This window comes from Candidatus Falkowbacteria bacterium (genome assembly GCA_018674305.1).
Taxonomy (GTDB): Bacteria; Patescibacteriota; Patescibacteriia; order UBA11705; family JABHMO01; genus JABMRF01.
On the sequence record JABHAL010000007.1, the window covers coordinates 94207 to 116909 of the forward strand.

Sequence of the window (22703 nt, forward strand, 5' to 3'; positions counted from 1 at the left end):
AATTTTATTTATTTTTTTGTTAATTATTCCACTGACAAACTGGCTTCATTAATAGCCTCGTAATAGATTTCCATTAGAGTTTCATCATCAATTCCAGCAAAATCTGCTTCCGAAAAACCCTGCTCCATCAGCAATGCTCTAACCTGTGCAGGTGTTTTTTTACTTAGTTGCTCTACCGCCTGATCAAGGTTCCCAGATGAATCTTCTACCTGGGTTGTTTGGGATACTGGTTCAGTAACTGGCTCAGTTGCACTTTGCTGACCACTCAAAAATCCGGCCAGCTGTGATTTCATAGCTGGATTTTCTTCTAGCATCTGATCATACATAACCAACAAGGACTGATCATCAATAGAAGCTAAATCAGCCTGAGTAATATTTCCGGTCGCCACAAGTAAACTTCGTAACTGATCTGCACTAATTTGCAAAATATCTTCTTGGTCTACCGCTATTGGTTGATACTGACTTGATCCCCCAGTAGCATCTTCTACCAGTTCTGTTGCAGTTCCTTCTTCGGGACTAAAACTAGAAAAACAATTCTGGCCTTGTGGACACATTGGATCTTCGAAATTTTGAATTTCATAAGCATCATCAAACCCGTCACTATCAGAATCAGCTAAATATGGGCTTGTTTCGTATACATACAGTTCATCAAAATCAGTAATCCCGTCTTCATCGGTATCCTGGTCCTTAAGCTTTTCTGGATCAATCTGAGATAAATCTGTTTCATCTACTACGGGTGCAACATATGGTGAATTTCCAGGCTGACCAATACCTGGCATCGGAATCAATAAAATATTTTTTACTTGGTAAACTCCAATAATTACAACAATAAAACTAACAATCGACACCACTGCCATTGCAATATTTTGTCTTTGTTTTAATTTTTTGTGACTAAAAAATGTCTTTGGTTCTTCCTGATTTCGATTTAATATCTGTTTCAATCTTTCTTCTGATGTCAGATTTTCTTTTTCCTCAAAATTAACCTCTCCACTTTTATTTGGCATACTCCAAAAATACAAACAAGCAACTTTAAAAATATAAGTTTTGCTTGTTCAAATTAAGTAATTTATACTTTATAATTATATCACATTTCACACCATTTACCCAAATAAAAATATCCACGACTAGTGGATAAATATTTTTGTAAAATTAAAACAGAAAGCCTCGCCTAAACATCATTGCAAAACACCCATAAACTCCCACCCATAAACTCCCGCCCCCAAACGTCATTCCGGACTTGCCCGCCTTGCCCGAAGCTCGCCTCGCTTCGCGGTCGAAGCGGGGCAGTCGAGGCAGGATCCGGAATCTAAGCCCTCCTCCTCGAACCACTCCCTACTCAAATCCTCCCAACCACAATTGTGAACCACACACTAAACGTCATTATAAAACTCCCCTAAACGTCATTCCGGACTTGATCCGGAATCTAAGCCCTCCTCCTCGAACCACTCCCTACTCAAATCCTCCCAATTTGAATTCTTCTTAGTAATCAAAGTTTCTTTCCACTCTCTTTTCCAATTTTTGAATCGCTTTTCGCAAGTGATCGCTTCTTCCATAGTTGGAAAGTCTTCGTAAAACACAAGTTTAGAGCACTTATACTTTGACGTAAACGAATTAGGATAAGATTTACCTTTATGTTGCCAAACTCTACTTTTAAGACTTGCTGTTACACCAATATACAAAACAGTATGCTTTTTATTTGTCATTATATAAACAGTTGGAGTTTTATCGTGATAGGTCATATAACTTGAGAAGTATTGAGATTCCGGATCAAGCCCGGAATGACCGCTGGGACGTGGTAAGATTCCGGATCAAGTCCAGAATGACCGCCGAGATATAGTAGAATTCCAGACTAAGAAAAGAATGACCACTGAGCCATGGTGAGATTCCGAATCAAGTCCGGAATGACCGCCGAGATATAGTAGGAGTCCAGACTAAGAAAAAAATGACCGCTGGGACTGGAGAATTATCCTATATGCTTCACCAAATCAACCCATTGTTGCAGAGACAACTGTTGAGCTCTGACATTATCCTTAATCCCCAGTTTTTCAAATGCCTTATCAACCTTTTCTAGACCAAACTTCGCTAAATTTCGTCTTAACTGTTTACGCTTTGCAGAAAAACCCGTCCTTGCAACAAGAAAAAACTTTGCTGGGTCAACCTTGAACTGAGGCTTAATATTCGCTAAATGAATCACTGAACTCTCAATCGTGGGCTCAGGAAAAAAACTTCGGGGACTGACTCTAAACAAAATTTTTGGCTCAGAATAAAAGTTCACAGCCAAACTTAATAAATTAATATCGCCCTCTTTAACTAACATACGTTCAGCCACCTCCCTCTGAACCATCAATACCATATCCCGTGGCTGATGCTTGAACTCGAAAAAGCGACGAATAAATCGACTAGTAATACTGTATGGCAAATTAGCAATCACTCTAAACTTCTTTGAGCCCAACTCTTTTAATAGCTCCGGCTCCCCTATCTTCAAAATATCGTGACATATAACTTTTGTATTTTTGAACTTTTGCTCTGATAAATACCGGTAAATTCTATTATCTTTTTCTACTGCCAAAACATTTCCGGCAACTTCGTCCAGTCGAAAAGTCAGAGAACCAAAACCTGGCCCAACCTCTACAACGTTATCCTTTTTCTGAACATCTGCCGATTTAATTATTTTATCCAAAATATTATTATCAATCAAAAAATTCTGCCCCTTAAACTTCGAGGGCTGAACCTGCTCTTCTCTTAAAATCTGTTTTAGTTCTGTTAAATTCATAGTTAAGTGAGTAGTGAGTGGTGAGTTTTAACGATGTAACAATGTGACTCTTATCACACCTAAGCCGTATTTTATGCTTCTAAGTAAATTAATATTAGATGAATCTTTTTCATACTTGGTTGGACAAGCAATCTCACCAATTGAAAATTTACTTCGAATAGCTGATACCAACATCTGATTATCGAAAATAAAATCATCTGAAAATTTATTATAGTCAATTCGCTCTAAAACCTGGCGCTGATAAGCTCGATAACCTGTATGATATTCTGATAAATTTTGTTTTAGAATTTTATTTTGTAGCCAAGTTAAAAAACGATTTGAAACGTACTTGTACTTTGGCATACCCTGCTTTACAGGAGACTCCGTCAAAAATCTTGAACCTAGAACTAAATCAAACGATTTAACCTTTTCTACCATTGCGGGAATCAACTTGGGATCGTACTGGAAATCTGGATGCAACATAACCACAATATCGGCTCCACGTTTCAATGCTTCATTATAGCAGGTTTTCTGATTTGCGCCATAGCCAAGGTTACTGGAATGCTGAATTACTGTTAATCCTAATTCTGAGGCTAATTTTACAGTACTATCCTGACTTTTATCATCAACCAAAAGTATTTCATCCACTTCAGCTAAGGGAATTTCGTTATAGGTTTTGATTAAAGTTTGCTCCGCGTTGTACGCTGGCAAGACGACTATGACTTTCATGGTTAAATAAGTTAACAAATATTAGACTAATATTACACAGATATTGCTCCAATATTATAACAACAATTATTCAAATTACCCGTCTCGCCCGTTCGCAAGGCTTACGTGCGGACGAGGCGGACTATTTACTAATTACTTCAAATCCCTTTTTACAATAATTTTTCAACTGAGTGAAAGATTTTATTTGTTTCAAGGTTTGCCAAATATAACTTGGTCGTAAATACATTTGCTTTATGGCTTTTTGTCGAAACCGTTTAAGCTGGTCAATTGTTAAATTTGGATTTGGTAAATAAAAATTAAACACGTCCGCATTATATAATTCCTGATCACTGATCAACCCCTCTCGAATAACCATATCATACAACTTAGTTCCTGGGAAAGGATAAGCTAAATGAAATTCCGCAAAATCAGGTTTTAAATTTTGGTTCAACTTCAGAGTTTGCTCTAAACTGATTAAATTCTCACCTGGTAAATTCAGTATATAAAATAAATAAGTTTTCAGCCCAGCTTCTTTACAATCCTGTATTGCCTTTTCAATTTGCTCAGAATCAATATTCTTGGCAACCTGATCTAATATTTGTTGCTGACCACTTTCAATACCAAAACCAATCATCCAACAACCAGCTTGTCGCATAATCTGGGCCAACTCGAGATCAATGGTGTCCACTCTACTATTACAAACCCACTGAATTGGTAATTTTAATTTAATAATTTTTTCACAAAGATCAATTACCCATTCCCGATCCCAAGTAAAGGTATCTGCCCGGAAATAAAAGTTGCTTATTTTAAACTGCGCCAGGCACTGCTCAATCTCCTGAATTACGCTACCAGACGTTCGGTTCGCTACGTGGCTGCCGGAAAGAAAGCTCACTAAACAAAAGGAACAACGGTTCCGGCAGCCACGGCTCGTCAGAATCGAAGTTTGCAGCTCGCCAGTGTCAGGCCGAGTATACAAGGCATTATCTATCAACTGGCGGGCAGGCATTCCCAGCTCATCCAAATCTAAATTTAATTCAGCCGAAGGATTAACAACAACCTGACCTTCATTTCGAAAAACAACTCCCTGGATTTGTTGTAAAGATAGATTTTGAGCCAACTGCCCTGCCACCTTTTCATATTCATTAATAATTGCCACATCCACAAATGGAAATTGAGTTAAAACCTCTTCTGCCTTTGCTGTAATATGCGCACCTTTTACAATAATTTTCAAATCTGGTTTCAACTGTCGAGCTTGCATACAAATTGCCATATCACTCAATAAAGTTGGCGTAGTCACACTAACAATTAAATAATCTGGCTGGAATTCTTTTAAATCTTTTTTAAATCTGGCCAGCCCATCAACATACGCCTGATAGTCCCCTATTTTTGTTTGCCAATCATACCTCAAAAAGGCGGTGGCCATATAGGCCAAGTCCAAAGGCATACGTAAACTGGAAGTCAATCCACGAACAGGGACCTGACAACGATCATCTCGGATGTAAACACCCGTTGGTGGATTGATTAGTAAAACTTTTGACATTAAAAATTTAAGATTAATAAAAAGGTAACGACGAACAAGGAGAGGAGGAACCAGGCCGGCCGCCAGGCCTCTCAATGGGGAGGGTGGGTGGGATGACTGGTTTTAGTGAGTGGAAACTAATGCGTCAATTTTTAGAAACATGTAATTTGAACTTGTCCCACTATAATGAGATAGGGTGAAAGTTGTCATTTACTGTTTACCACAATAAACAAATGTTCCAACGGATAACCAATAAACGGCTTTTTCACAGCTTCAACTTTATAATTACAGTTAAGTTTAGTTAAGAGTTCATTCCACTGTTTTTTATTTTTAAAATTAAGAGGTACTGGCATTTGCGGACGATGGAACCAGTTAATCCCCTTGTCAATCAAACGCGCCCAAAAATTTCCCTGCATTTCAAAAATCAAAACTGTTTCTGCCACTCGTAAAGATTCTGCAATTAATTTTTCAATACATTCAGTATGATGCAGAACATCATTAAACATAGCGACTTTAAACTGTTTGTCCGGAAATGGCAATTTTTCAAGATCAGTCATTTTTTTGAATTCAATTTTCTTTTTTAAATACTGATCAATATCCGTACCAACTAATTTTATTTCAAACTTATTAAGAAAATAGTCAGACACTTCCCCATTCCCACAACCAATATCTAAAACATCCACACCTGAAGCTAGGTATGGTTTATACAATTTGGCTATCATTTTTGCTCTATATTTAGTCAATAACATTTTTCTCGAACAGAATTAATTCTACTTTCTGAACCGCTTCACTATTATCAGGAAAGTAATAGTATTTTACAGGATTTAAATTTTCTTTCAAATAATTCACTAAGTAACCAGACGGATCTTGGACCCCCGAGCTCTGTGGTAAATAATTAAAAAACCAAACCCGTTGATTATTTTCAATTAAACCTTGAACTAATCCCACATTTTCTTCAGTCATCACATTGTAATCCCAGTAACGCCAACGTTGATCAGCCGTGGCCAAATTATTTTCATACGGCATAAACAGTTCAACTTCTGAATCGCCATGATAATAATGTGGTAATGATAAATCATTAAAGTGATCCGTTAGAATCAAATCACCAGGTTGTTCATTTTGTTCAATAAACTCATAAGCACTGGGTGCATAAAATAAAAACTGGTCCTGAATTGAAGTTGCCCGATTAGCATTAACAGTTATTGAAAAGAGAATCATGATTAATATGAACGCTCCTATTTTGAGCAACAAGTTTTTAATTTGAAACAATGCACTGGCGATAAATATTACTACCGGAATAGTAAAAATTATAAAATACTTGGGCACATAAACCCATTTTAGAATTGCTAAACCAACATAACCTCCCAAAATTAGAAAAAACAGAAAACGCATTTTCCTCTCTGACCAGAAATAAGCAGTTATTGACACCAAAAGCAGAAATACGAAACCGCCCAGCAATAAAGAATAATCGGCCAAATATATTTTACCAAAAACTAAACTTTTTAAATACAATAAAAACTCCTGATAACCGCCATGAGAAAAAGTACGCTGAAAAAATGGAGTTAACCTAGAATCTCCGGCCCATAAATCCTGCCAACGACTAAAATATAAAAATTGCGGAACATAAAGTAGGAATATTGGGCTATGTACACTAAGAATCTTCTGCCATTTATGATGGTTAAAAAACAACAACAAAACAAACCAAATTGCCAAGTAAACAATGGCCGTATAATGAGAATATAAACTTAATAAAGTAAAAACAATGTACAAAATCCAATCGCGATTTCGATTATGCTGCCAGCCCTTCCAGCCAAACAACATGGACAAACTAACCAGAAATACCAGCAAAGAATAAGTCCTTAATTCTGTGGCGTAACTAATGTTTAAAGCTGACAAACTAAAAAATAGGCTCGCTAAAAGACCTATCTTTTTATTAAAAATTTCCTTAGCCAGATAAAAGACGCTAACTATACTGGCTAGACTAAAAATGAATGGCAATAAAACTAAGGTTGTGAGGCTACTCCCAAATATATTTTGCCATAACCAAAGTAGCAAATAAAACAATGGCGGACTGGAGTCAAATTTTAAAATATTAAATAAACTTTCAAAGTCCAAACTAGCATAATGAATTGACAATGCTTCATCAAACCAAATTACCTTTGAACTGTCAATTTGCCCAGGTATAACTGTTCTAAACTCTGGCAATCGCACTAGCAACCCAATCAAAACAATTACCACCAGGATGGCTATATACCTCCAGTTTTTTGTGATTGACTTGCACATACCCTTAAATAACGTTAATGAGCAAAGCGGCAATAGCGGCCATTAAAAAAGCTGCTACAAAAGAACCTCCGGTTATGAAAAATACTCCTGCTACTAGACCAATCATTACGACCTTACCAAAATTTAAGGAAATTTCTCTAACCACTGTATATTCATCTACATAATGTCCACTATCGGCGGCCTTTTCGTACATCAGAGCATCAAACGGTGTACGCATAACAATACTGGCAAAACTGTGATAAGTACTAGCAATAAAAATTTGAAAACCTGTGCCCACAAACATTTTAAATAACCAACCAAAAGAATTTAGAATTGTCCCCCAACGCAAAACTCTGTGTTTATCATAACGGTCTGAAAATTCGCCCATGATTAACCTCAAAAGCAAACTAAATAAAACAATTAAAGACGAAACTAAACCGACTGTCTCATAATTTTTATCCAACAATAACCAAATGAAAATAGGCCAAATTACAATACCAACCATAGACTGCATACCATCCGCACCATAGGACAATAATAAACGTCTATTCTTTTTACTAAAAACTTCTTTGTAGGACTGAAAATAACCAAATGAAAAATTTTCCCGAATATCTGGTAATAAAAATAATGGGATAACTGACATGATATATATAATTATCACAAACAGAAACAAGGCATCAAACCCGTATGCATTAATAACATACCCCGCGATAAATGGTGTAAAAATACTAACCAAAGAAGCAATGGACACTAAAAACGAAATCTGCTTACCACGAGTTCGTCGATCTGTGAATTTGGCAAAATCAGTATGATACGGCACCCAGTAAAGCAACCTATCTAAAGTTGCTGCGAAAATTACAAAAATTAATATGTACAAAAGTGAATGTAAGTCATACAACCGGAGGAAATAAAACTGGGCAGTCCCAAATATTACTGAAATAATTAAGGCCTTTTTCATACCAATCTTAGACATTATCATAGCGCCAATCGGAATAATCAAAACCCAAATACTCCAGCTGATAAGATAATACAAAAGCAGTTTATATAAAGAAAAATCAAACGCTATATAGAAAAAAATTGGAAGAAACAAACCTAACAATCCCCCGGCGAACTGCTGTATAATTCTATTGGAATACAAAGCTGTCAAAGAACCTGACAACTTCGTGTGCTTGAAGCTGTCAATCAATCCTTCAACTGATTGATTGTGAGGGAAAATTTTATCGTGTCTATGCATAAAATTAGTAAATAGTAAAAAGTAACTGGTAAACAAAAATTGTTATAGAGTATACGGTCACATTATACGCTTTGTGACTTGAACCATTTAACAGTCTTTTCAATACCTTCAGCTAATTCAACCTCCGGTTTCCAACCCAAAGCTTGGACTATCTTTGATGAACTGAGACAACTAACGTTTTGACCATGAAAAACATCTTGATGCTTGGCCTCAATTGAAGAAGCTAAGCTCTTTCGAATATGACCAAAAACTTCATTTACAGTTGATTGCCTGCCTGTGCCAATATTATAAGTATCACTCTCTGGGCTAGTGAAAGATAGCATGTTTGCATTAATCACGTCACTAACAAAAACATAATCTCGGGTTTGATGACCATCACCATGAATAATTGGCTGTAGTCGAGCTAGTAATTTCTGAGCAAAAATTGAAATTACTCCAGCTTCGCCCTTGGGGTTTTGCCTTGGTCCATACACATTTGCATACCGCATAATACCGTGCTCAAGTCCATACTGTCGACTGTAAAATCGGATATATTTTTCCACTGCCAGCTTAGCAATTCCATACGGTGATTCTGGTTCACAAGGATAGTTTTCTGGTGTTGGCACCATCTCAGCTTCGCCATACAAAGCTCCACCAGTTGAAGAAAACATTACTTTTTTGACACCAAACTCAACACATAAATCCAATAACCCTAAACTACCAATAATATTTACGTCTGCATCAAAAACTGGATCCTCCACTGAACGATTAACATTCATTTGCGCGGCAAAATGAAAAACAAACTGCGGTTTTTCTTGTTCAAAAACAGCTCTCAATTTATTTTCTTCCCGAATATCCAGTTGATGAAATTTTGCCTCAGCATTAACATTGCTTTTACTCCCGCTGGATAAATCATCAACCACCACTACCTTATAACCCGCCATTACTAAAGCATCGACCTGGTGTGAGCCGATAAAACCAGCGCCACCAGTGACTAGAACTTTTGGTTTAAACATATGATTTTATTTTATGTATAAAAAATTAAGGGCAAGGGAGGGATTAAGGTTCAAGAAAGAAAGATTCAAGCGAACTGTAGAATTATTCATTTTTGGCTTTCTCTACTATTCCAACAATAGTACTTAGAATTTTAGTTAATTCCAATGCTTCTTGAGAAAGTCTTTTTCTTTCTTTTTCAATAGATTGATCATCTTCACAATCTAAAAGTTCTAACCAATGTTTACTCTCCTTTGCTTCTTTTCGACTAATTTTTAACCTATGTAATTCATCTTTTTACTAATTGCATCCCAAGCCTCGATATAATTTGCTCCTACTGACCCGGAAGATCTAATTAATTGTTTGCTATCTTCAAAATTTGCTGAAATTTTTGGCAACCGCTTTACCAAAGCACGACAATCTTTTGCAAACTTGAACATTCTCTTATATAACGCTTCTTTCTTAGAATAATTGTAATCATTATGATTCTCATTCATATTTATAATCTTAATCTCCCTATTCCTGAACCTTGCCCACTAAACCTTCCCTTGCCCCTGGCCCTTGAATCCTAAATCCTAATCTTTTAATTGAAGATATTTCATGATATTTTCTTGTTCTTTCTCGTCAGCTAAGCGTGGTTGAGCGAAATCTTCAATTACAACTGGAAAGTATTCCACTTCTTGCACGCCATCCATATTTATTCTTAATTTAACCGCTAAACCCTGTCGTGTTTCCTCCGACCACATCTGATCAAATACAAAATTTCCTAAACTGTAGAATATATATTTATCTTTATAAATTTCAAGCTCTTGAACAACATGTGGATGATGACCGATTACTAAATCTGCGCCTTGGTCAATTGCCAAATGAGCGAATTTTTGCTGATGAACATTACTTTCATGTTCATATTCTACTCCATCGTGCATAGATACAACCAGGAAATCAACCTTTTCTTTCGCATTTTGAACATCTTTAACTAAACGACTTTCCTGCATCAAGGCAATTCCAGGTCCGTTATCTGCCTCGTAATAATCTGGGCCATAAGCATACCCGAGAAAACCAACTTTATATTTATTTACTTCTTTGATGACTAATTGATTATCCAGCTCAGTTAAATTTTCTGCCGCCCCAAAATAATCAATAGAATATTTCTTTAAATGATCAAAGGTTGACTGTAATCCTGCTTCATCCTTATTTAAACTATGATTGTTCGCTAAAGTCATTACATCAAAACCGGCCCAATCTAGACTTTCAGCTGTTTCAGGGTCAGCTCGAAAAACAAAAGATCCCGTCAGAACCGGCGAGCCAGCAATTATTGGACTTTCCAAATTACCAAAAGTTATATCAGCAGAACTAAGTAATGATTGCACTTTCAAAAACGGATAATGGTAATCATCGTATTTAACCATTTTCTGGCCGACCATCCGAGACAGCATTACGTCACCAACTGCCAGCAAAGAAAAACCTTGCTCCATCAACTCCTGCGCCTTGGTTTGTAAATTCACTTTTGCAACTTTCTCTTGTTCCGCTTGCCATTCATCCAAACTGATTAAACCCTGGGGATCAAAACTTACCACTGTCTCTACTTCGTCAGTTTGCGATTCCCAATAAATAAAACCACCAGCGCCAATTACGCCAAGAGCTATTACAATTATGATTAGTTTTTTCATACTTTTTTGACCTGCGCCAGCCTCGACTAGACTTGAAATCCATCACTATGTAGTTTTGGTCGGGTCTGGGCAGGCCTCCTGTCGCAAATAAGTTTCTATAAACTCTAATATATTACCATTTAAAACTGCTTCTGTGTCAGTAACTTCAAAATTCGTACGATGATCCTTTACCATTTTGTAAGGATGTAAAACATAAGACCGAACTTGATTTCCCCAAGCCGCTTCCGTATATTCACCTCTAAGTCTTTGCTTTTCTTCTTCTTTTTCTGCTTCATAATATTGTTGCAATTTTGAAGTTAAAATTTTCATTGCCGTTTCCTTATTTTGTTGCTGGGAACGTTCGTTTTGACAAGTTGCTACTAATTTTGTCGGTAAATGCGTGATTCGCACAGCTGAATCTGTAGTATTAACACCCTGCCCACCATGACCACTAGCTCGGTAGGTATCAATTTTCAAATCTTCTGACTTCACTTCAATTTCCACTTGATCAGACACATGTGGCAACGCTTCCACCAAAGCAAAAGAGGTATGACGCATTTTTTCAGCATCAAAAGGTGAAATTCTAACTAAACGATGTACCCCCTTTTCTGCCTTGAGATAACCATAACTATTCCTACCTTTAACTTCAAACAAGACACTTTTGACTCCGGCTTCACTCCCCGGTGACAAACTAATAATTTGAGTTTTCCAGTTTTGAATTTCGCAAAAACGTAAATACATTCTCAAGAGCATTTCTGCCCAATCCTGAGCATCGGTTCCACCGGCACCGGCGTGAATTGCCATAATTGAGCTAGAGTGATCATATTTATTTTTAAAAAGAAGAGCAAACTCTAGTTGCTCAAACTTTTTTTTGAATATTCCTAATTGTTTGGTTGCCTCCTCTCTTAAATCAACGGTCTGATCATCTTTGTCTAACTGAGTGATTTCCAATAAATCATAAATATCTTTTTTTATTTTTTCCCAATCGGTCACCTCCTCTTCCAGGTCACTGGCTCTTTGACTGATTTGCTTTGCATTGTCCTGATCATTCCAAAATCCAGGTTCACTCATTTTGTGCTGTAACTCAATCACTTGTTGCTTTTTGCTATCAATTCCAACCACCTGCCAGGCTTTCATCAGCCGGTCTTTTAATTCAATTAGTTGTTTAATGATATCCTGCATTTGCAATAACCAATACACAATTTCCAATACCTAATAATTATTATGAATTGTACATTTTTATAATTACTCTTCACGTTTAACCAAAATAACTGTAATCACCTTTTCTTCACCGTCATGAACAATTTTTAGTTCAACCTGTTCATCTGGTTTATATTTCGCAATTTCATTTAATAAAGTATGTTCACCATCCAGTTTAACACCATTTACTTCAAGAATAATATCATTTTCAACTAAACCTGCTTTGTCTGCTGGTGAATCTGGGACTACTGCTAACTGAGTCTCGCTATCACCACGTACAACTAAAGCACCATTTTCATAATCTAGATTATTCAGACCAGCAATTTCTGCGTTTAATTGGACATAACGAACCCCAAGCCATGGACGAATGATTTCTCCAAACTCCTTAACACTTTCTATAACATTTTTGGCTTGATTAACTGGGATAGCAAAGCCAATAGAACGGCCCTGCCAGTTAACTGCTGTATTTATACCAATAACCTGCCCATCCAAATTAAGTAACGGGCCACCTGAATTACCAGGATTTATTGCCGCGTCCGTTTGAATAGCACCATCCAAAACTTCTGATTTGCCATAATTATCACCTGCTACAATTTGACGATCAATACCACTAATAACTCCACGGGTTACAGTATTTTGATATTCTGAGAGAGCATTACCAATCGCGATTACCGTTTGTCCAATTTCTAAATCGTCAGAATCCCCTAAATCAACCACTGGTAAATCCGTAGCTTCGATTTTCAAAATCGCAATATCATTTACCGGATCCCGTCCCAAAACTGTAGCTTCATGCTTAGTTCCATCATTAAAAATCACAGAATACTCTGCTTCGAGATCACTAACTACATGCTTATTAGTCAAAATTAGTCCTTCGGAATCAATAACAAATCCAGTTCCTCCACCAACTTCTCTTTTTTGAGTTTCTTCCTCTTGCGGTAATGTCCCACTAAAATTCCAATAATCAAAAACATTAGGACCGGTTAAATTATAATAATTACTCAACTCTTTAGTAATTACAATACTAACAACAGATGGTGAAACGTCCTTCACCACATCAATTGTAGATGACTCTTCCGTAACTTTATAAACCTTGGTATTTGCGTTTTTCACAATGGGGTTATTGCCTAAAAATTCCTGCCCCCAATGATAACTTTCTAAATAAGGTTTAAGAAAAAAAGAACCAAAGGCGCCAGCTATAGCGCCAACAACTAAGGCAACTATAATTGTTAAAGCGAATTGCCCTTGATTTTTTCTCTGCATATTTTTTATTCACGAAATCACAAAACCACGAAATCACGAAAACATCACACTGCTTTCTTCTTTCTTATGTTTTTTTATGCTTTCTGTGTTTTTGTGTTTTCCGTGTTTGTTATTCACAAAAAAATAAGTAATATACTATAAACAAAAACCATTGCCTACACAATATTACTTATTTCATTTTAAGAACTCTTCAATTTCTGCTTTATTAAGGCCTGATGTTCCTTGAATTTGATTAATCATTTCAAATATATTATTAGTATCAGGAGCACTTGTCTTATTTAAATTACCCATCACTCCCTGATAAGTATTTAATGCTTCTTTAAAAAATGGTAAAGCAAACATAACTGCTATAACTAAAGGAACGACAATAACAACAATTTTTATTACACTAAAAATTTGTTGAAAAATAATATACTTCCGGATTTTTTTAACCATTGTATGAATCTCTTTGGTATATTCTAGATTTTTGTTTATTTGTCTTTGTAAATCCTCCATATGTGGGATCACGAAACCACGAAATCACGAAACCATCAAATCAATTAACGTTTATTTGTGTTTTCTTGTGCTTTCTGTGTTTTCTTGTGTTTTCCGTGTTTTTTATCTAACTCTACAAACTCTAAACCATTCTTTTAAGGGTTGAACTATTTCATTAAGTTGCTTTTTGGTATATGGTCGTTCAATTACAAAATCATCACTCACTAGCTTATCACTTACTTGAAATTGTTGTAGGTAATATCTATCCGCTCCTTTAATTTGCCTCGCCATGGACTCTATATCCTCAGGTGAATGCAAGGCTGGCAAAATAGTTGATCTAAACTCATAATCAACTTTTCCCTTCTTTAATATTATAACACTTTTTTTAATTGCTGATAAGTCCAGTTTACGACAAGTCACCTTGGCGTATTTTCGCCAAGGAGCTTTAATGTCCATTGCCACATAATCAACTAACTTCTTATCAATTAACTTTTGCAACAACTCTGGATTAGTTCCATTGGTATCCAACTTAACTAAATAACCCAAATTTTTTAATTTCTTTAAAAAACTAATCAGCCCACTTTGAATTGTTGGCTCTCCCCCAGTAATACATACTGCATCCAAAAGTTTTCTACGTTTCTTTAAGAAATTAAGAATCTCATCTGTAGCAATTACTTTAGCTATCCCTTTTACAATATCTGGATTATGACAAAAAGAGCAGCGAAAATTGCATCCTATAGTAAAGACTGTCGCTGCTACTTTATCTGGGTAATCCAATAAAGTTGTTTTTTGTAATCCTCCGATAAGCATACAGTAAATTAAAAGTCCACAGGTAAAAGGTAAAAGTATTTACTAAGAAACTTATGACTAAAGACTATACTGTAAACTTTTACCTTTGGACTTTTACTTAACATTATACTTTATGTAAAACTTTATTAAATGTTTTTCTATCAGAGAATTCCGCTTTTTTACCATCGTTCCAACGTTGAACTGGACTTAGGTAACCAACGACTCGTGAATAAACCTCACATTTTTGTCTTTGCATCTTGATTGACATAATTTACGGATTACGGATTGATGCAGAATATACGGACTATTATAAAAACTATAATCACTTCAGTATATCAGCTTGCCGTGAACTTAACAAAGTCATAGTTCATGGTACAATCAATTATCAATTTACTTTTATTTTTTATTTTTTATTTATATTTTCTAATTTAATTGCATCATCAATATAACCCATTTCCTCATCACAATGGGGACAATATTCATGCTCACCCTCAATATAACCATGTTGCGGACAAACACTAAAAGTAGGTGTTATTGTGAAATATGGCAACTTGAAATTTTCTGCTATTTTCTTGACCAAAGCCTTAGTACTTTCCGCAGACGGCAACCTTTCACCAATAAAACCATGCAAAACTGTACCACCAGTGTATCTAGTTTGTAGATCATCCTGCAATTTCAAAGCTTCGAAAATATCATCAGTATAACCAACCGGCAATTGAGTGGAATTAGTATAATATGGCTCTGCTCCTTGACTTCCAACTGCTTCTTCATTGGCAACAACAATTTCTGGGAATTTGACCTTGTCTAATCGAGCAAATCGATAAGCTGTACCTTCTGCTGGGGTAGCCTCCAAGTTAAACAATTCGTTAGAGTCATTTTGATAATCCATCATTCTTTCTCGCATGAAATCTAAAACTTGGCGAGCAAATTTATGACCTTCAGGATGAGTAATGTCAACTTTCAAAAGATTTAAACAAGACTCATTAACACCATTCAAACCAATGGTATTAAAATGATTTTTCCAATATTGACCAAATCGTTCCTTGATAACTGCTAAATAAAATCTTGAATAAGGGTAAAGGCCACCTTCTGTGAATCTCTCCAAGGCTGCCCGTTTAACTTTTAGACTTTTCTTTGCTAAATCCATTAGGTAAGCCAGTCTTTCAAAATATTGTTCTTTGTTTTCGGAAGTATAACCCAGTCTAGCCATATTTATTGTGACCACCCCAATTGATCCAGTCAAAGGATTAGCTCCAAACAAGCCACCACCACGCTTACGTAGCTCCCTATTGTCTAAACGTAGGCGACAACACATACTACGAGCATCATCTGGGCTCATGTCACTATTAATAAAATTGGAGAAATATGGAATACCGTACTTAGAAGTCATCTCCATAATTTTTTCAATAATTGGAGCATCCCAATCCCAATCTGCAGTCACATTATAAGTTGGAATTGGCCAACTAAGCACTCTCCCTTTTCTGTCTCCCTCGGTCATAATTTCAATAAATGCTTGATTAAACATGTCCATTTCTTTTTGGAATTCACCATAGGTTTCCTTTTGTGGTTCACCACCAATAATAACTGACTCACCAGCTAAACTTGAAGGTGGAAATAGATCAAGGGTGACATTAGTAAATGGGGTTTGAAAACCAACTCGAGTTGGCACATTGATATTATATAAAAATGTCTGAACCTGTTGCTTGACCTGTTTGTAATCCAATCCATCATGACGAATAAATGGTGCCACAAGAGTATCTAAACTAGAAACTGCCTGTGCGCCAGCCGCTTCACCCTGCAAAGTATAGAAAAAATTAACTAACTGACTAAGAGCAGTACCAAAATGCTTTGGTGGCTTACTTTCAACTTTACCCCGAACACCTCCAAAACCTTTGAGTAATAGATCTTTAAAATCCCAACCACAACAATACGGTGCTAAAAGTTGTAAATCATGAATATGAAAATCACCGTCAACGTGCGCATTTTTAATTTCAGGAGAATAAACCTTATTTAACCAATAATTCGTACTAATGGTTGAAGCCACATAGTTATTCAATCCTTGCAAAGAATAATCCATGTTGCTATTTTCCTTGACTTTCCAATCCAACTGGCCTAAATAACTTTCCATTAATTCGTCTGAATTGATCATTGATTGAAAGTCTCTCAACTTTGAATGTTGGTCTCGATAGATGATATAAGACCTAGCAACCTTGAGCAATTTACTCTCAATTATCACCTCTTCTACTAAATCCTGAATTTCCTCAACTGCTGGTATAGATCTTTCATGAAATTTTTTATTAAGTAACTCCAATACCAAATCACTCAACTCTTCTGCTTTTTCCTTGTCCGGTTCTCCGACCGCGCGCATTGCATTAAAAATCGCCAAGGAAATTCTTTCCTGGTCAAAATCCACTATCCTATCATCACGTTTTCTTACCTGAATAATTTTATTAGCTGTGTAAACCATACTTTAGTAAAATTCTAAATACTAATTTCTAAATTCTAAATAAATTCATAATTACCAATACTCAACTTTCCAAAATAAACAAAATCAACAGGCACTTCTTGTGCCCTACCTAAACAAAAAAAACCGCTTTCATTTGGTCTCTAATTTTCATGAGCTATTAAGAGTGCAGGATGCAAGCCAAAATTGATTTAGCGGTATCAATTTTGTTTTTATTCAAAGCACGAGGAACGAAACGATGCTAAAAGCATCATGAGAGACGAGTAATGCAGAATAAGGGCAAAATTGAACCGCCCGGAGGGAAGCCAAAAAATGACTGATTTTTTTGTCGATCCTCCTTGAAGTAACTTACAGTTACTCCTATGTCGTCGCTTCGCAAAATCACCTCCTTTTTCAGCTTCTAAATCTGATTTTGGTTTGCATCCTTCACTCTATCCATTATATACCAAATACAACATCGCTTCAAAGTTTAAAGAAAATTTAAACTTTGATGTAAAATTTGGTTTTATTTAAGTGTCGCATAATTTTTAAATCTGACATTTAAAAACTGTGGATAAGTATTAGTAAAACATGTACCTTTCCTCCAGCGTTCCACCTGCCTGTTGGAATATGTGAACCCCCTTGTCATCCTGAGTTTACCGAAGGACGACAAAGACAGCTCTTCTGATTGATTTCATACAATGTCATACTTCGGTAAACTCAGCATGACATTGATCAAAACCCAAATCGTCGGCAAACCAAAAAGCAAATCAATGAATGACCCGCTTTTCTGCTATGACCTCAAATTATTAATTTAAACCCCAATTCTTGCTCTGCATTCTCCAATTCATCGATTAAACGATCATATTCAGAATCTTGTTTATTGGGATCTTTCGACTTTCTTAAGTCTTCAATCATACGAGAAGAATTGCCAAATTTAATCTGCGGGTATTCTTCTGGCTTACTTTGAGCATAATTAAACAAAGCCATTCTAGCATCAATAATCGCCCTAGCTTTTTCCAGATGTTCATCTGTTACCCTTGACATTGGCAACTTTTCGCCACTTTTTTCATTAATTAAAAATGAAGAATCTTCATCTTCATCACATTCGGTAGGTACTTCTAAATTTGGTTGTCCTTTCTTCATATAATTTTTCATTAAATCTCCTATATTATATGTTATTTAACAAGAATGTCAAAAGAAGCTCCGCATAACGGAGCCTTTTAAGATATCTTATCCTTTAAGTTTTTCAGCGGCCTCGCTTATTTCGCCGCCAGCAGCAAGTTTTTTCTTTGTCTTTGGGTCTTCTAGCCCTGGGATAGGTAAATCAAATTTTCCCATATATTTTAGTTTCATTTGTTAACTTAAAATGTTTTATATTTTAAGACGAATGATTTTTGTGAGACTTCCCATCTCCAAGCACTAGCCTGTGCATTTCTAAATACAAATGATAATCCTCGGGAAATCGACTTGCTATATCATTAAGTATAGCTAATTGTCGTTTCTTGATTGAAACATACCTTTTAAGTTGCTCAGCTCCCTCAGAACTTTGCAGGGCTACCTTTTCCAACTCACCCTCAGCTGCAAGACGACCTAGAATCTCCTTCTGTTCTTTTTGGAGGTCTTCTATGTCTTTTCGGAAATTATCAATTATAACTTCGCGATCAATTGTTATGGGGGGAATGTTTTTCATATAAAACAGAAACAAGAAATACGAAATAAAGCCCGCCTTGCCCGACCAAATTATTACTTCTGGATGAATTATTGGACAGTCGAGGCAGGAAACTAAGGGTTACTTAAGAATCTTAACTACCATCACCTAAATATTATAAACTACATTTTTTCTTTCCACAACTACATTCCATCCTCGCTTTTGAGCTTCTTGATATAAGGGAAGAGTTGGATTGAAACAAATTGGGTGACCAACGATTTCTAAAAAGTTAATATCACCTTCACTGTCACCTATGCCCCAAATATTTTCTTTTGGAATGTCCGCAAATTCAGGTCTCTGCATAATTTTTTGGGCAATGCTAGCTTTATCATGCGGAACACTTCTCATTGAAGTATAGCGACCATCTACCTGTTCGATCTCCGCTGCGTGAGATTCATTCATCCCCCAAGCTTCGGCAAACGGCTTTACTGCTTCCTCGGGAGAGCAACTGATCGCTGTAATATACCAACCTTGTTCTTTTTTTTCCTTAATTAATTCTCTAGTATAACGATAAACTTGATCTTTGTATTCAGCAACCATTTCCCTACCCAAAAGCTCAAAATCTTCTACCTTAACTCCAGAAATGCGCGCTTCAAATATTTCTATTACTTTATATAGATATTCATCGTAACTACCCTTGCGTTCTCGCCATTTTTTTTCTTCAACATTAAAATGTTTTCTAATCATTTCATTAAAAATACCAGTCTCGATCAATTTATCAACCATATACAAAAACAAAGACCAACGGAAAAAAGTACCGTCTAGATCAAGAAATAATAATCCTTTATATTCTTTCATATAAGTATAGTAAATAGTCCGCCTCGTCCGCACGTAAGCCTTGCGAACGGGCGAGACGGGTAATTAGTAATTTGTAAACAGTAAAAAATAGCTTGTAAAACGAAGAGCGACCTCAGTCGCCCTTCCATATCCTACTTTATAAACTTTTCAACTTTCAACTTTTTAACTGACTTACATCATTTTACGGCGAATAAAAGCCGGAATTTCTAAATCTTCATCATCACCTGTAGTCGTTGTTTGAGTAGTTCCAACCATAACGTCTTCTGGTTTAATCTTATCAGGATCTTCTGGTTCTGGTTCTAACGTTTTTTGTTCTAGTGTCTTTGCATCAAATCCTAAATCCTCATCATCATCTTGAGCTTTCTCCATAGACATTGCAGTTGGTTGTTCTGCTATTCTATTTGAAGCAAAATAAGATGGTGCGGATTTAGCTGCTACCGGTGACCTTAACATTGAATTTTTAGCCATCAATTCGTCAAATCCAGTGGCTACGACAGTAATCCTTATTTGATCTTTTAAATTTTCATCAACAACTGCACCGAAAATTATTCTTGCATCATTATCTACTGATTCAGTTATAGCTTTCGCAGCTTCACTGACTTCATACATAGTAATATCCGGGCCACCTGTAACGGTAAATAAAATTCCCTTCGCACCTTCAATAGATAATTCTAATAACGGACTGGAAATCGCTGCTTTGGCCGCTTCAACTGCCCGGTTGTCACCAGAAGACTCACCCATACCCATCAAAGCAGAACCACTGGATTCCATAATAGTCTTGACATCAGCAAAATCCACGTTAATTAAACCAGGCAAAGTAATTACTTCTGAAATACCTTGAACACCCTGTCTTAATACTTCATCTACCACACCAAAAGCTTCTAATAGTGGTGTTTTTTTATCAATAATTTGCCAAATCCTATCGTTAGGAATTGTAATCAATGTATCCACTTTACCACTAAGTTCATTTAGTCCATCTTCAGCTACGCGCTTCCTTGGTCCACCCTCAAAAGAAAATGGTTTAGTAACGACAGCAATAGTCAAAGCCCCCAATTCCTTAGCAATTTCTGCTAGCTTTGGGCCACAACCCGTACCTGTGCCACCACCTGCACCATAAGTGATAAATACCATGTCTGCGCCCTTTAGAACCTCTCTAAGTTCATTCTGAGACTCCTCTGCGGCCTTACGTCCAATGGATGGGTTCATCCCTGCGCCTAGACCACGAGTTGTGCTTTTGCCAATATGTATTTTGGTAGGAGCCATGCTGTTTTGCAAAGCCTGTAAATCTGTATTAACCACAATAAACTCAACTCCCTTAACGCGAGCCTGAATCATGCGATTAACTGCTGAGCTACCCCCTCCACCTACGCCAATAACTTTAATTTTTGCAAATGTTTGAATTTCTGGTTTTACTTCTGGCATATGTAAAAATAAATAATAAATAATAAATAATAAATTGAAACTTAGTACTCAGTACTTACCACTTACTTTTTTTATTGAAAAAAGGGAAAGAAAAGTGAGCAGAGCTATAAGACTAGAAGGTTCTAGGAAAATATAAATTCCCGCCCCCTCCTACTTTCATTTTCTAGCTCTTATCACTCTTCTATCCCTTGATTTTAAGGATATTTTACTTTACCACACCTACTTTAGGAAATCAAATTTTTAACCCATTTCTTCATCTTGTCAGCAGCCTCCTTAACAGACTTAAATTGGTTAGAAAGACCAAATCTAGCCATTCCCTTTTCGTTCATAACATTATAACCCCACATAACCAAGCCGAGGCCAGTTACAAATGATAAATCATTAACCTTATCAACTGCTGTATTGAATTTTTTACTAGCACCTAGTGAAACTGGCAACATTGTTTTTCTTTTTCCGACTTCAATTAGTCCTGGCAATTTCGAACCGCCACCAATTAATATTATACCAGCGGGCAATAGTCCGCTACGATTAATCTTTTGTAATTCCTGATCTACTTTTTCAAATACTTCCTCTACTCTAGCTTCAACTATTTCAGCAATATATTTTTTTGAGAACACTTGATCTTCACCGCCATGATCTCTTAGATTAATTTCATCTTCTTTTTCGAAGTTTTTAGGCAAAGCGGTACCAATTTCAATTTTTATTCTTTCGGCAACATCCAAAGATGTTTGCAATCCAATAGCCAAATCAGCCGTAATATGATCAGCACCAATTGGCAAAACTGAAACATGCAAAACATCACCTTCCTCAAACACTATAACCTTAGTAGTTGATGCGCCAATGTCTACTAATGCTACGCCTAATTCTTTTTGCCTTGGAGACAAAACAGCTTCAGCAGCAGCCAAGACGCTAAGTACCAAATCATTAATATCTAAACCAATCCGATAAATACATTTTGTTAAATTTTTTACCTGGGAGTTAAGAGCTCTAATAACTTGTGTTGTTACTTCTAGACGAATGCCTGACATCCCAATTGGATCCTTAACACCAGTTTGATTATCAATTGAAAAATTCTTAGGAACCACGTGAAGGATTTCATAATTAACTGGAGCTGCTACTGCTCGGGCCGCTTCAATTACACGCTCAACATCATTTTCTTGAATTTCACCACTGGTTCGAGCGATTGCTATCACACCATTACTTTCCTGTGAAGAAATATGAGTTCCCCCAATACCCACCCAGGCATTTTCAATCGGCAGACCAATCATTCGTTCAGCTTTTTCTAAACAAGCAGAAATACTAGAAACAACATCTTCAATACTAACAACAGCGCCTTTGTTCAACCCTTGGGCCGGCACTTCTACAACACCAATTACATTTAACTGTTCTGTTTCACCAGCTCGGGATGTTTGTCCTACCACAATACGAATATGTGAGGATCCAATATCCAAACCAGCAATAATATTTTCTGCCATAGATTACTAGAGGCATAGCCTCAAAATATGATCAA

The 22703-nt window shown here is 36.4% G+C and carries 21 protein-coding genes and 1 pseudogene; all 22 read right to left on the bottom strand.

Annotated elements, in window-relative coordinates; translation table 11 throughout:
* Nucleotides 1-23: 23 nt before the first annotated feature.
* The 22 genes and pseudogenes from HN643_03335 to ftsA all read right to left on the bottom strand — a co-directional run bounded on the left by HN643_03335 (nucleotide 24) and on the right by ftsA (nucleotide 22668).
* The gene (locus tag HN643_03335; protein MBT7500676.1) at nucleotides 24-1004 is read right to left on the bottom strand and encodes a hypothetical protein; all 981 of its coding nucleotides are present in this window, start codon (nucleotides 1002-1004) and stop codon (nucleotides 24-26) included.
* Between the two features lie 396 nt (nucleotides 1005-1400).
* Complete coding sequence (locus HN643_03340; protein ID MBT7500677.1) at nucleotides 1401-1739, bottom strand: GIY-YIG nuclease family protein; 339 nt, start codon at nucleotides 1737-1739, stop codon at nucleotides 1401-1403.
* Between the two features lie 224 nt (nucleotides 1740-1963).
* Nucleotides 1964-2773 (bottom strand): ribosomal RNA small subunit methyltransferase A, encoded by an 810-nt coding sequence (rsmA, locus tag HN643_03345; GenBank protein ID MBT7500678.1) that lies wholly within the window; start codon nucleotides 2771-2773, stop codon nucleotides 1964-1966.
* Nucleotides 2774-2800: 27 nt separating this feature from the next.
* Entirely contained in the window at nucleotides 2801-3481 is a 681-nt protein-coding gene (locus HN643_03350; GenBank protein MBT7500679.1) for a glycosyltransferase family 2 protein, read from the bottom strand.
* 121 nt (nucleotides 3482-3602) lie between these two features.
* The gene (locus tag HN643_03355) at nucleotides 3603-5000 is read right to left on the bottom strand and encodes a radical SAM protein (protein MBT7500680.1); all 1398 of its coding nucleotides are present in this window, start codon (nucleotides 4998-5000) and stop codon (nucleotides 3603-3605) included.
* A 185-nt stretch (nucleotides 5001-5185) separates the two neighbouring features.
* Nucleotides 5186-5701 carry a class I SAM-dependent methyltransferase gene (locus HN643_03360; protein MBT7500681.1) on the bottom strand — a complete coding sequence of 172 codons (516 nt, stop codon included), beginning with the start codon at nucleotides 5699-5701 and terminating at the stop codon, nucleotides 5186-5188.
* A 13-nt stretch (nucleotides 5702-5714) separates the two neighbouring features.
* A complete protein-coding gene (locus HN643_03365; protein ID MBT7500682.1) occupies nucleotides 5715-7262 on the bottom strand; it encodes a hypothetical protein in 1548 nt (515 codons plus the stop codon).
* Nucleotides 7263-7266: 4 nt separating this feature from the next.
* Nucleotides 7267-8475, bottom strand: coding sequence for a hypothetical protein (locus HN643_03370; protein ID MBT7500683.1), 1209 nt, complete (start codon nucleotides 8473-8475; stop codon nucleotides 7267-7269).
* Nucleotides 8476-8537: 62 nt separating this feature from the next.
* Nucleotides 8538-9470, bottom strand: a complete 933-nt coding sequence (locus tag HN643_03375) for an NAD-dependent epimerase/dehydratase family protein (protein MBT7500684.1) — start codon at nucleotides 9468-9470, stop codon at nucleotides 8538-8540.
* 82 nt (nucleotides 9471-9552) lie between these two features.
* Nucleotides 9553-9944, bottom strand: a pseudogene (locus tag HN643_03380) (four helix bundle protein).
* 78 nt (nucleotides 9945-10022) lie between these two features.
* Nucleotides 10023-11117 carry a CapA family protein gene (locus HN643_03385; protein ID MBT7500685.1) on the bottom strand — a complete coding sequence of 365 codons (1095 nt, stop codon included), beginning with the start codon at nucleotides 11115-11117 and terminating at the stop codon, nucleotides 10023-10025.
* Nucleotides 11118-11162: 45 nt separating this feature from the next.
* On the bottom strand, nucleotides 11163-12278 hold the full coding sequence (locus HN643_03390; protein MBT7500686.1) for a peptide chain release factor 2: 1116 nt from the start codon (nucleotides 12276-12278) through the stop codon (nucleotides 11163-11165).
* Nucleotides 12279-12341: 63 nt separating this feature from the next.
* Nucleotides 12342-13556 (bottom strand): trypsin-like serine protease, encoded by a 1215-nt coding sequence (locus HN643_03395; protein MBT7500687.1) that lies wholly within the window; start codon nucleotides 13554-13556, stop codon nucleotides 12342-12344.
* A gap of 174 nt (nucleotides 13557-13730) precedes the next feature.
* On the bottom strand, nucleotides 13731-14051 hold the full coding sequence (locus HN643_03400) for a hypothetical protein (protein MBT7500688.1): 321 nt from the start codon (nucleotides 14049-14051) through the stop codon (nucleotides 13731-13733).
* A gap of 102 nt (nucleotides 14052-14153) precedes the next feature.
* A complete protein-coding gene (locus HN643_03405) occupies nucleotides 14154-14840 on the bottom strand; it encodes an anaerobic ribonucleoside-triphosphate reductase activating protein (GenBank protein ID MBT7500689.1) in 687 nt (228 codons plus the stop codon).
* A gap of 103 nt (nucleotides 14841-14943) precedes the next feature.
* Nucleotides 14944-15087: a hypothetical protein gene (locus HN643_03410; protein ID MBT7500690.1), complete on the bottom strand. Its 144-nt coding sequence runs from the start codon at nucleotides 15085-15087 to the stop codon at nucleotides 14944-14946.
* Between the two features lie 135 nt (nucleotides 15088-15222).
* Nucleotides 15223-17286 carry a ribonucleoside triphosphate reductase gene (locus HN643_03415; GenBank protein MBT7500691.1) on the bottom strand — a complete coding sequence of 688 codons (2064 nt, stop codon included), beginning with the start codon at nucleotides 17284-17286 and terminating at the stop codon, nucleotides 15223-15225.
* Nucleotides 17287-18063: 777 nt separating this feature from the next.
* Nucleotides 18064-18408: a hypothetical protein gene (locus HN643_03420; GenBank protein ID MBT7500692.1), complete on the bottom strand. Its 345-nt coding sequence runs from the start codon at nucleotides 18406-18408 to the stop codon at nucleotides 18064-18066.
* Between the two features lie 235 nt (nucleotides 18409-18643).
* Nucleotides 18644-18955 (bottom strand): hypothetical protein, encoded by a 312-nt coding sequence (locus HN643_03425; protein ID MBT7500693.1) that lies wholly within the window; start codon nucleotides 18953-18955, stop codon nucleotides 18644-18646.
* Between the two features lie 126 nt (nucleotides 18956-19081).
* Complete coding sequence (locus HN643_03430; protein ID MBT7500694.1) at nucleotides 19082-19771, bottom strand: HAD-IB family phosphatase; 690 nt, start codon at nucleotides 19769-19771, stop codon at nucleotides 19082-19084.
* A 171-nt stretch (nucleotides 19772-19942) separates the two neighbouring features.
* Complete coding sequence (gene ftsZ / locus HN643_03435; protein ID MBT7500695.1) at nucleotides 19943-21193, bottom strand: cell division protein FtsZ; 1251 nt, start codon at nucleotides 21191-21193, stop codon at nucleotides 19943-19945.
* A 224-nt stretch (nucleotides 21194-21417) separates the two neighbouring features.
* Nucleotides 21418-22668, bottom strand: a complete 1251-nt coding sequence (gene ftsA / locus HN643_03440) for a cell division protein FtsA (GenBank protein ID MBT7500696.1) — start codon at nucleotides 22666-22668, stop codon at nucleotides 21418-21420.
* Nucleotides 22669-22703: the final 35 nt, after the last annotated feature.

What these genes read in the sequence shown, in the direction of transcription:
- HN643_03335 (MBT7500676.1), bottom strand. Translation starts at nt 1,004, where the DNA reads ATGCCAAATAAAAGTGGAGAGGTTAATTTTGAGGAAAAAGAAAATCTG.
- HN643_03340 (MBT7500677.1), bottom strand. Translation starts at nt 1,739, where the DNA reads ATGACCTATCACGATAAAACTCCAACTGTTTATATAATGACAAATAAA.
- rsmA (MBT7500678.1), bottom strand. Translation starts at nt 2,773, where the DNA reads ATGAATTTAACAGAACTAAAACAGATTTTAAGAGAAGAGCAGGTTCAG.
- HN643_03350 (MBT7500679.1), bottom strand. Translation starts at nt 3,481, where the DNA reads ATGAAAGTCATAGTCGTCTTGCCAGCGTACAACGCGGAGCAAACTTTA.
- HN643_03355 (MBT7500680.1), bottom strand. Translation starts at nt 5,000, where the DNA reads ATGTCAAAAGTTTTACTAATCAATCCACCAACGGGTGTTTACATCCGA.
- HN643_03360 (MBT7500681.1), bottom strand. Translation starts at nt 5,701, where the DNA reads ATGATAGCCAAATTGTATAAACCATACCTAGCTTCAGGTGTGGATGTT.
- HN643_03365 (MBT7500682.1), bottom strand. Translation starts at nt 7,262, where the DNA reads ATGTGCAAGTCAATCACAAAAAACTGGAGGTATATAGCCATCCTGGTG.
- HN643_03370 (MBT7500683.1), bottom strand. Translation starts at nt 8,475, where the DNA reads ATGCATAGACACGATAAAATTTTCCCTCACAATCAATCAGTTGAAGGA.
- HN643_03375 (MBT7500684.1), bottom strand. Translation starts at nt 9,470, where the DNA reads ATGTTTAAACCAAAAGTTCTAGTCACTGGTGGCGCTGGTTTTATCGGC.
- HN643_03385 (MBT7500685.1), bottom strand. Translation starts at nt 11,117, where the DNA reads ATGAAAAAACTAATCATAATTGTAATAGCTCTTGGCGTAATTGGCGCT.
- HN643_03390 (MBT7500686.1), bottom strand. Translation starts at nt 12,278, where the DNA reads ATGCAGGATATCATTAAACAACTAATTGAATTAAAAGACCGGCTGATG.
- HN643_03395 (MBT7500687.1), bottom strand. Translation starts at nt 13,556, where the DNA reads ATGCAGAGAAAAAATCAAGGGCAATTCGCTTTAACAATTATAGTTGCC.
- HN643_03400 (MBT7500688.1), bottom strand. Translation starts at nt 14,051, where the DNA reads ATGGAGGATTTACAAAGACAAATAAACAAAAATCTAGAATATACCAAA.
- HN643_03405 (MBT7500689.1), bottom strand. Translation starts at nt 14,840, where the DNA reads ATGCTTATCGGAGGATTACAAAAAACAACTTTATTGGATTACCCAGAT.
- HN643_03410 (MBT7500690.1), bottom strand. Translation starts at nt 15,087, where the DNA reads ATGTCAATCAAGATGCAAAGACAAAAATGTGAGGTTTATTCACGAGTC.
- HN643_03415 (MBT7500691.1), bottom strand. Translation starts at nt 17,286, where the DNA reads ATGGTTTACACAGCTAATAAAATTATTCAGGTAAGAAAACGTGATGAT.
- HN643_03420 (MBT7500692.1), bottom strand. Translation starts at nt 18,408, where the DNA reads ATGAAGAAAGGACAACCAAATTTAGAAGTACCTACCGAATGTGATGAA.
- HN643_03425 (MBT7500693.1), bottom strand. Translation starts at nt 18,955, where the DNA reads ATGAAAAACATTCCCCCCATAACAATTGATCGCGAAGTTATAATTGAT.
- HN643_03430 (MBT7500694.1), bottom strand. Translation starts at nt 19,771, where the DNA reads ATGAAAGAATATAAAGGATTATTATTTCTTGATCTAGACGGTACTTTT.
- ftsZ (MBT7500695.1), bottom strand. Translation starts at nt 21,193, where the DNA reads ATGCCAGAAGTAAAACCAGAAATTCAAACATTTGCAAAAATTAAAGTT.
- ftsA (MBT7500696.1), bottom strand. Translation starts at nt 22,668, where the DNA reads ATGGCAGAAAATATTATTGCTGGTTTGGATATTGGATCCTCACATATT.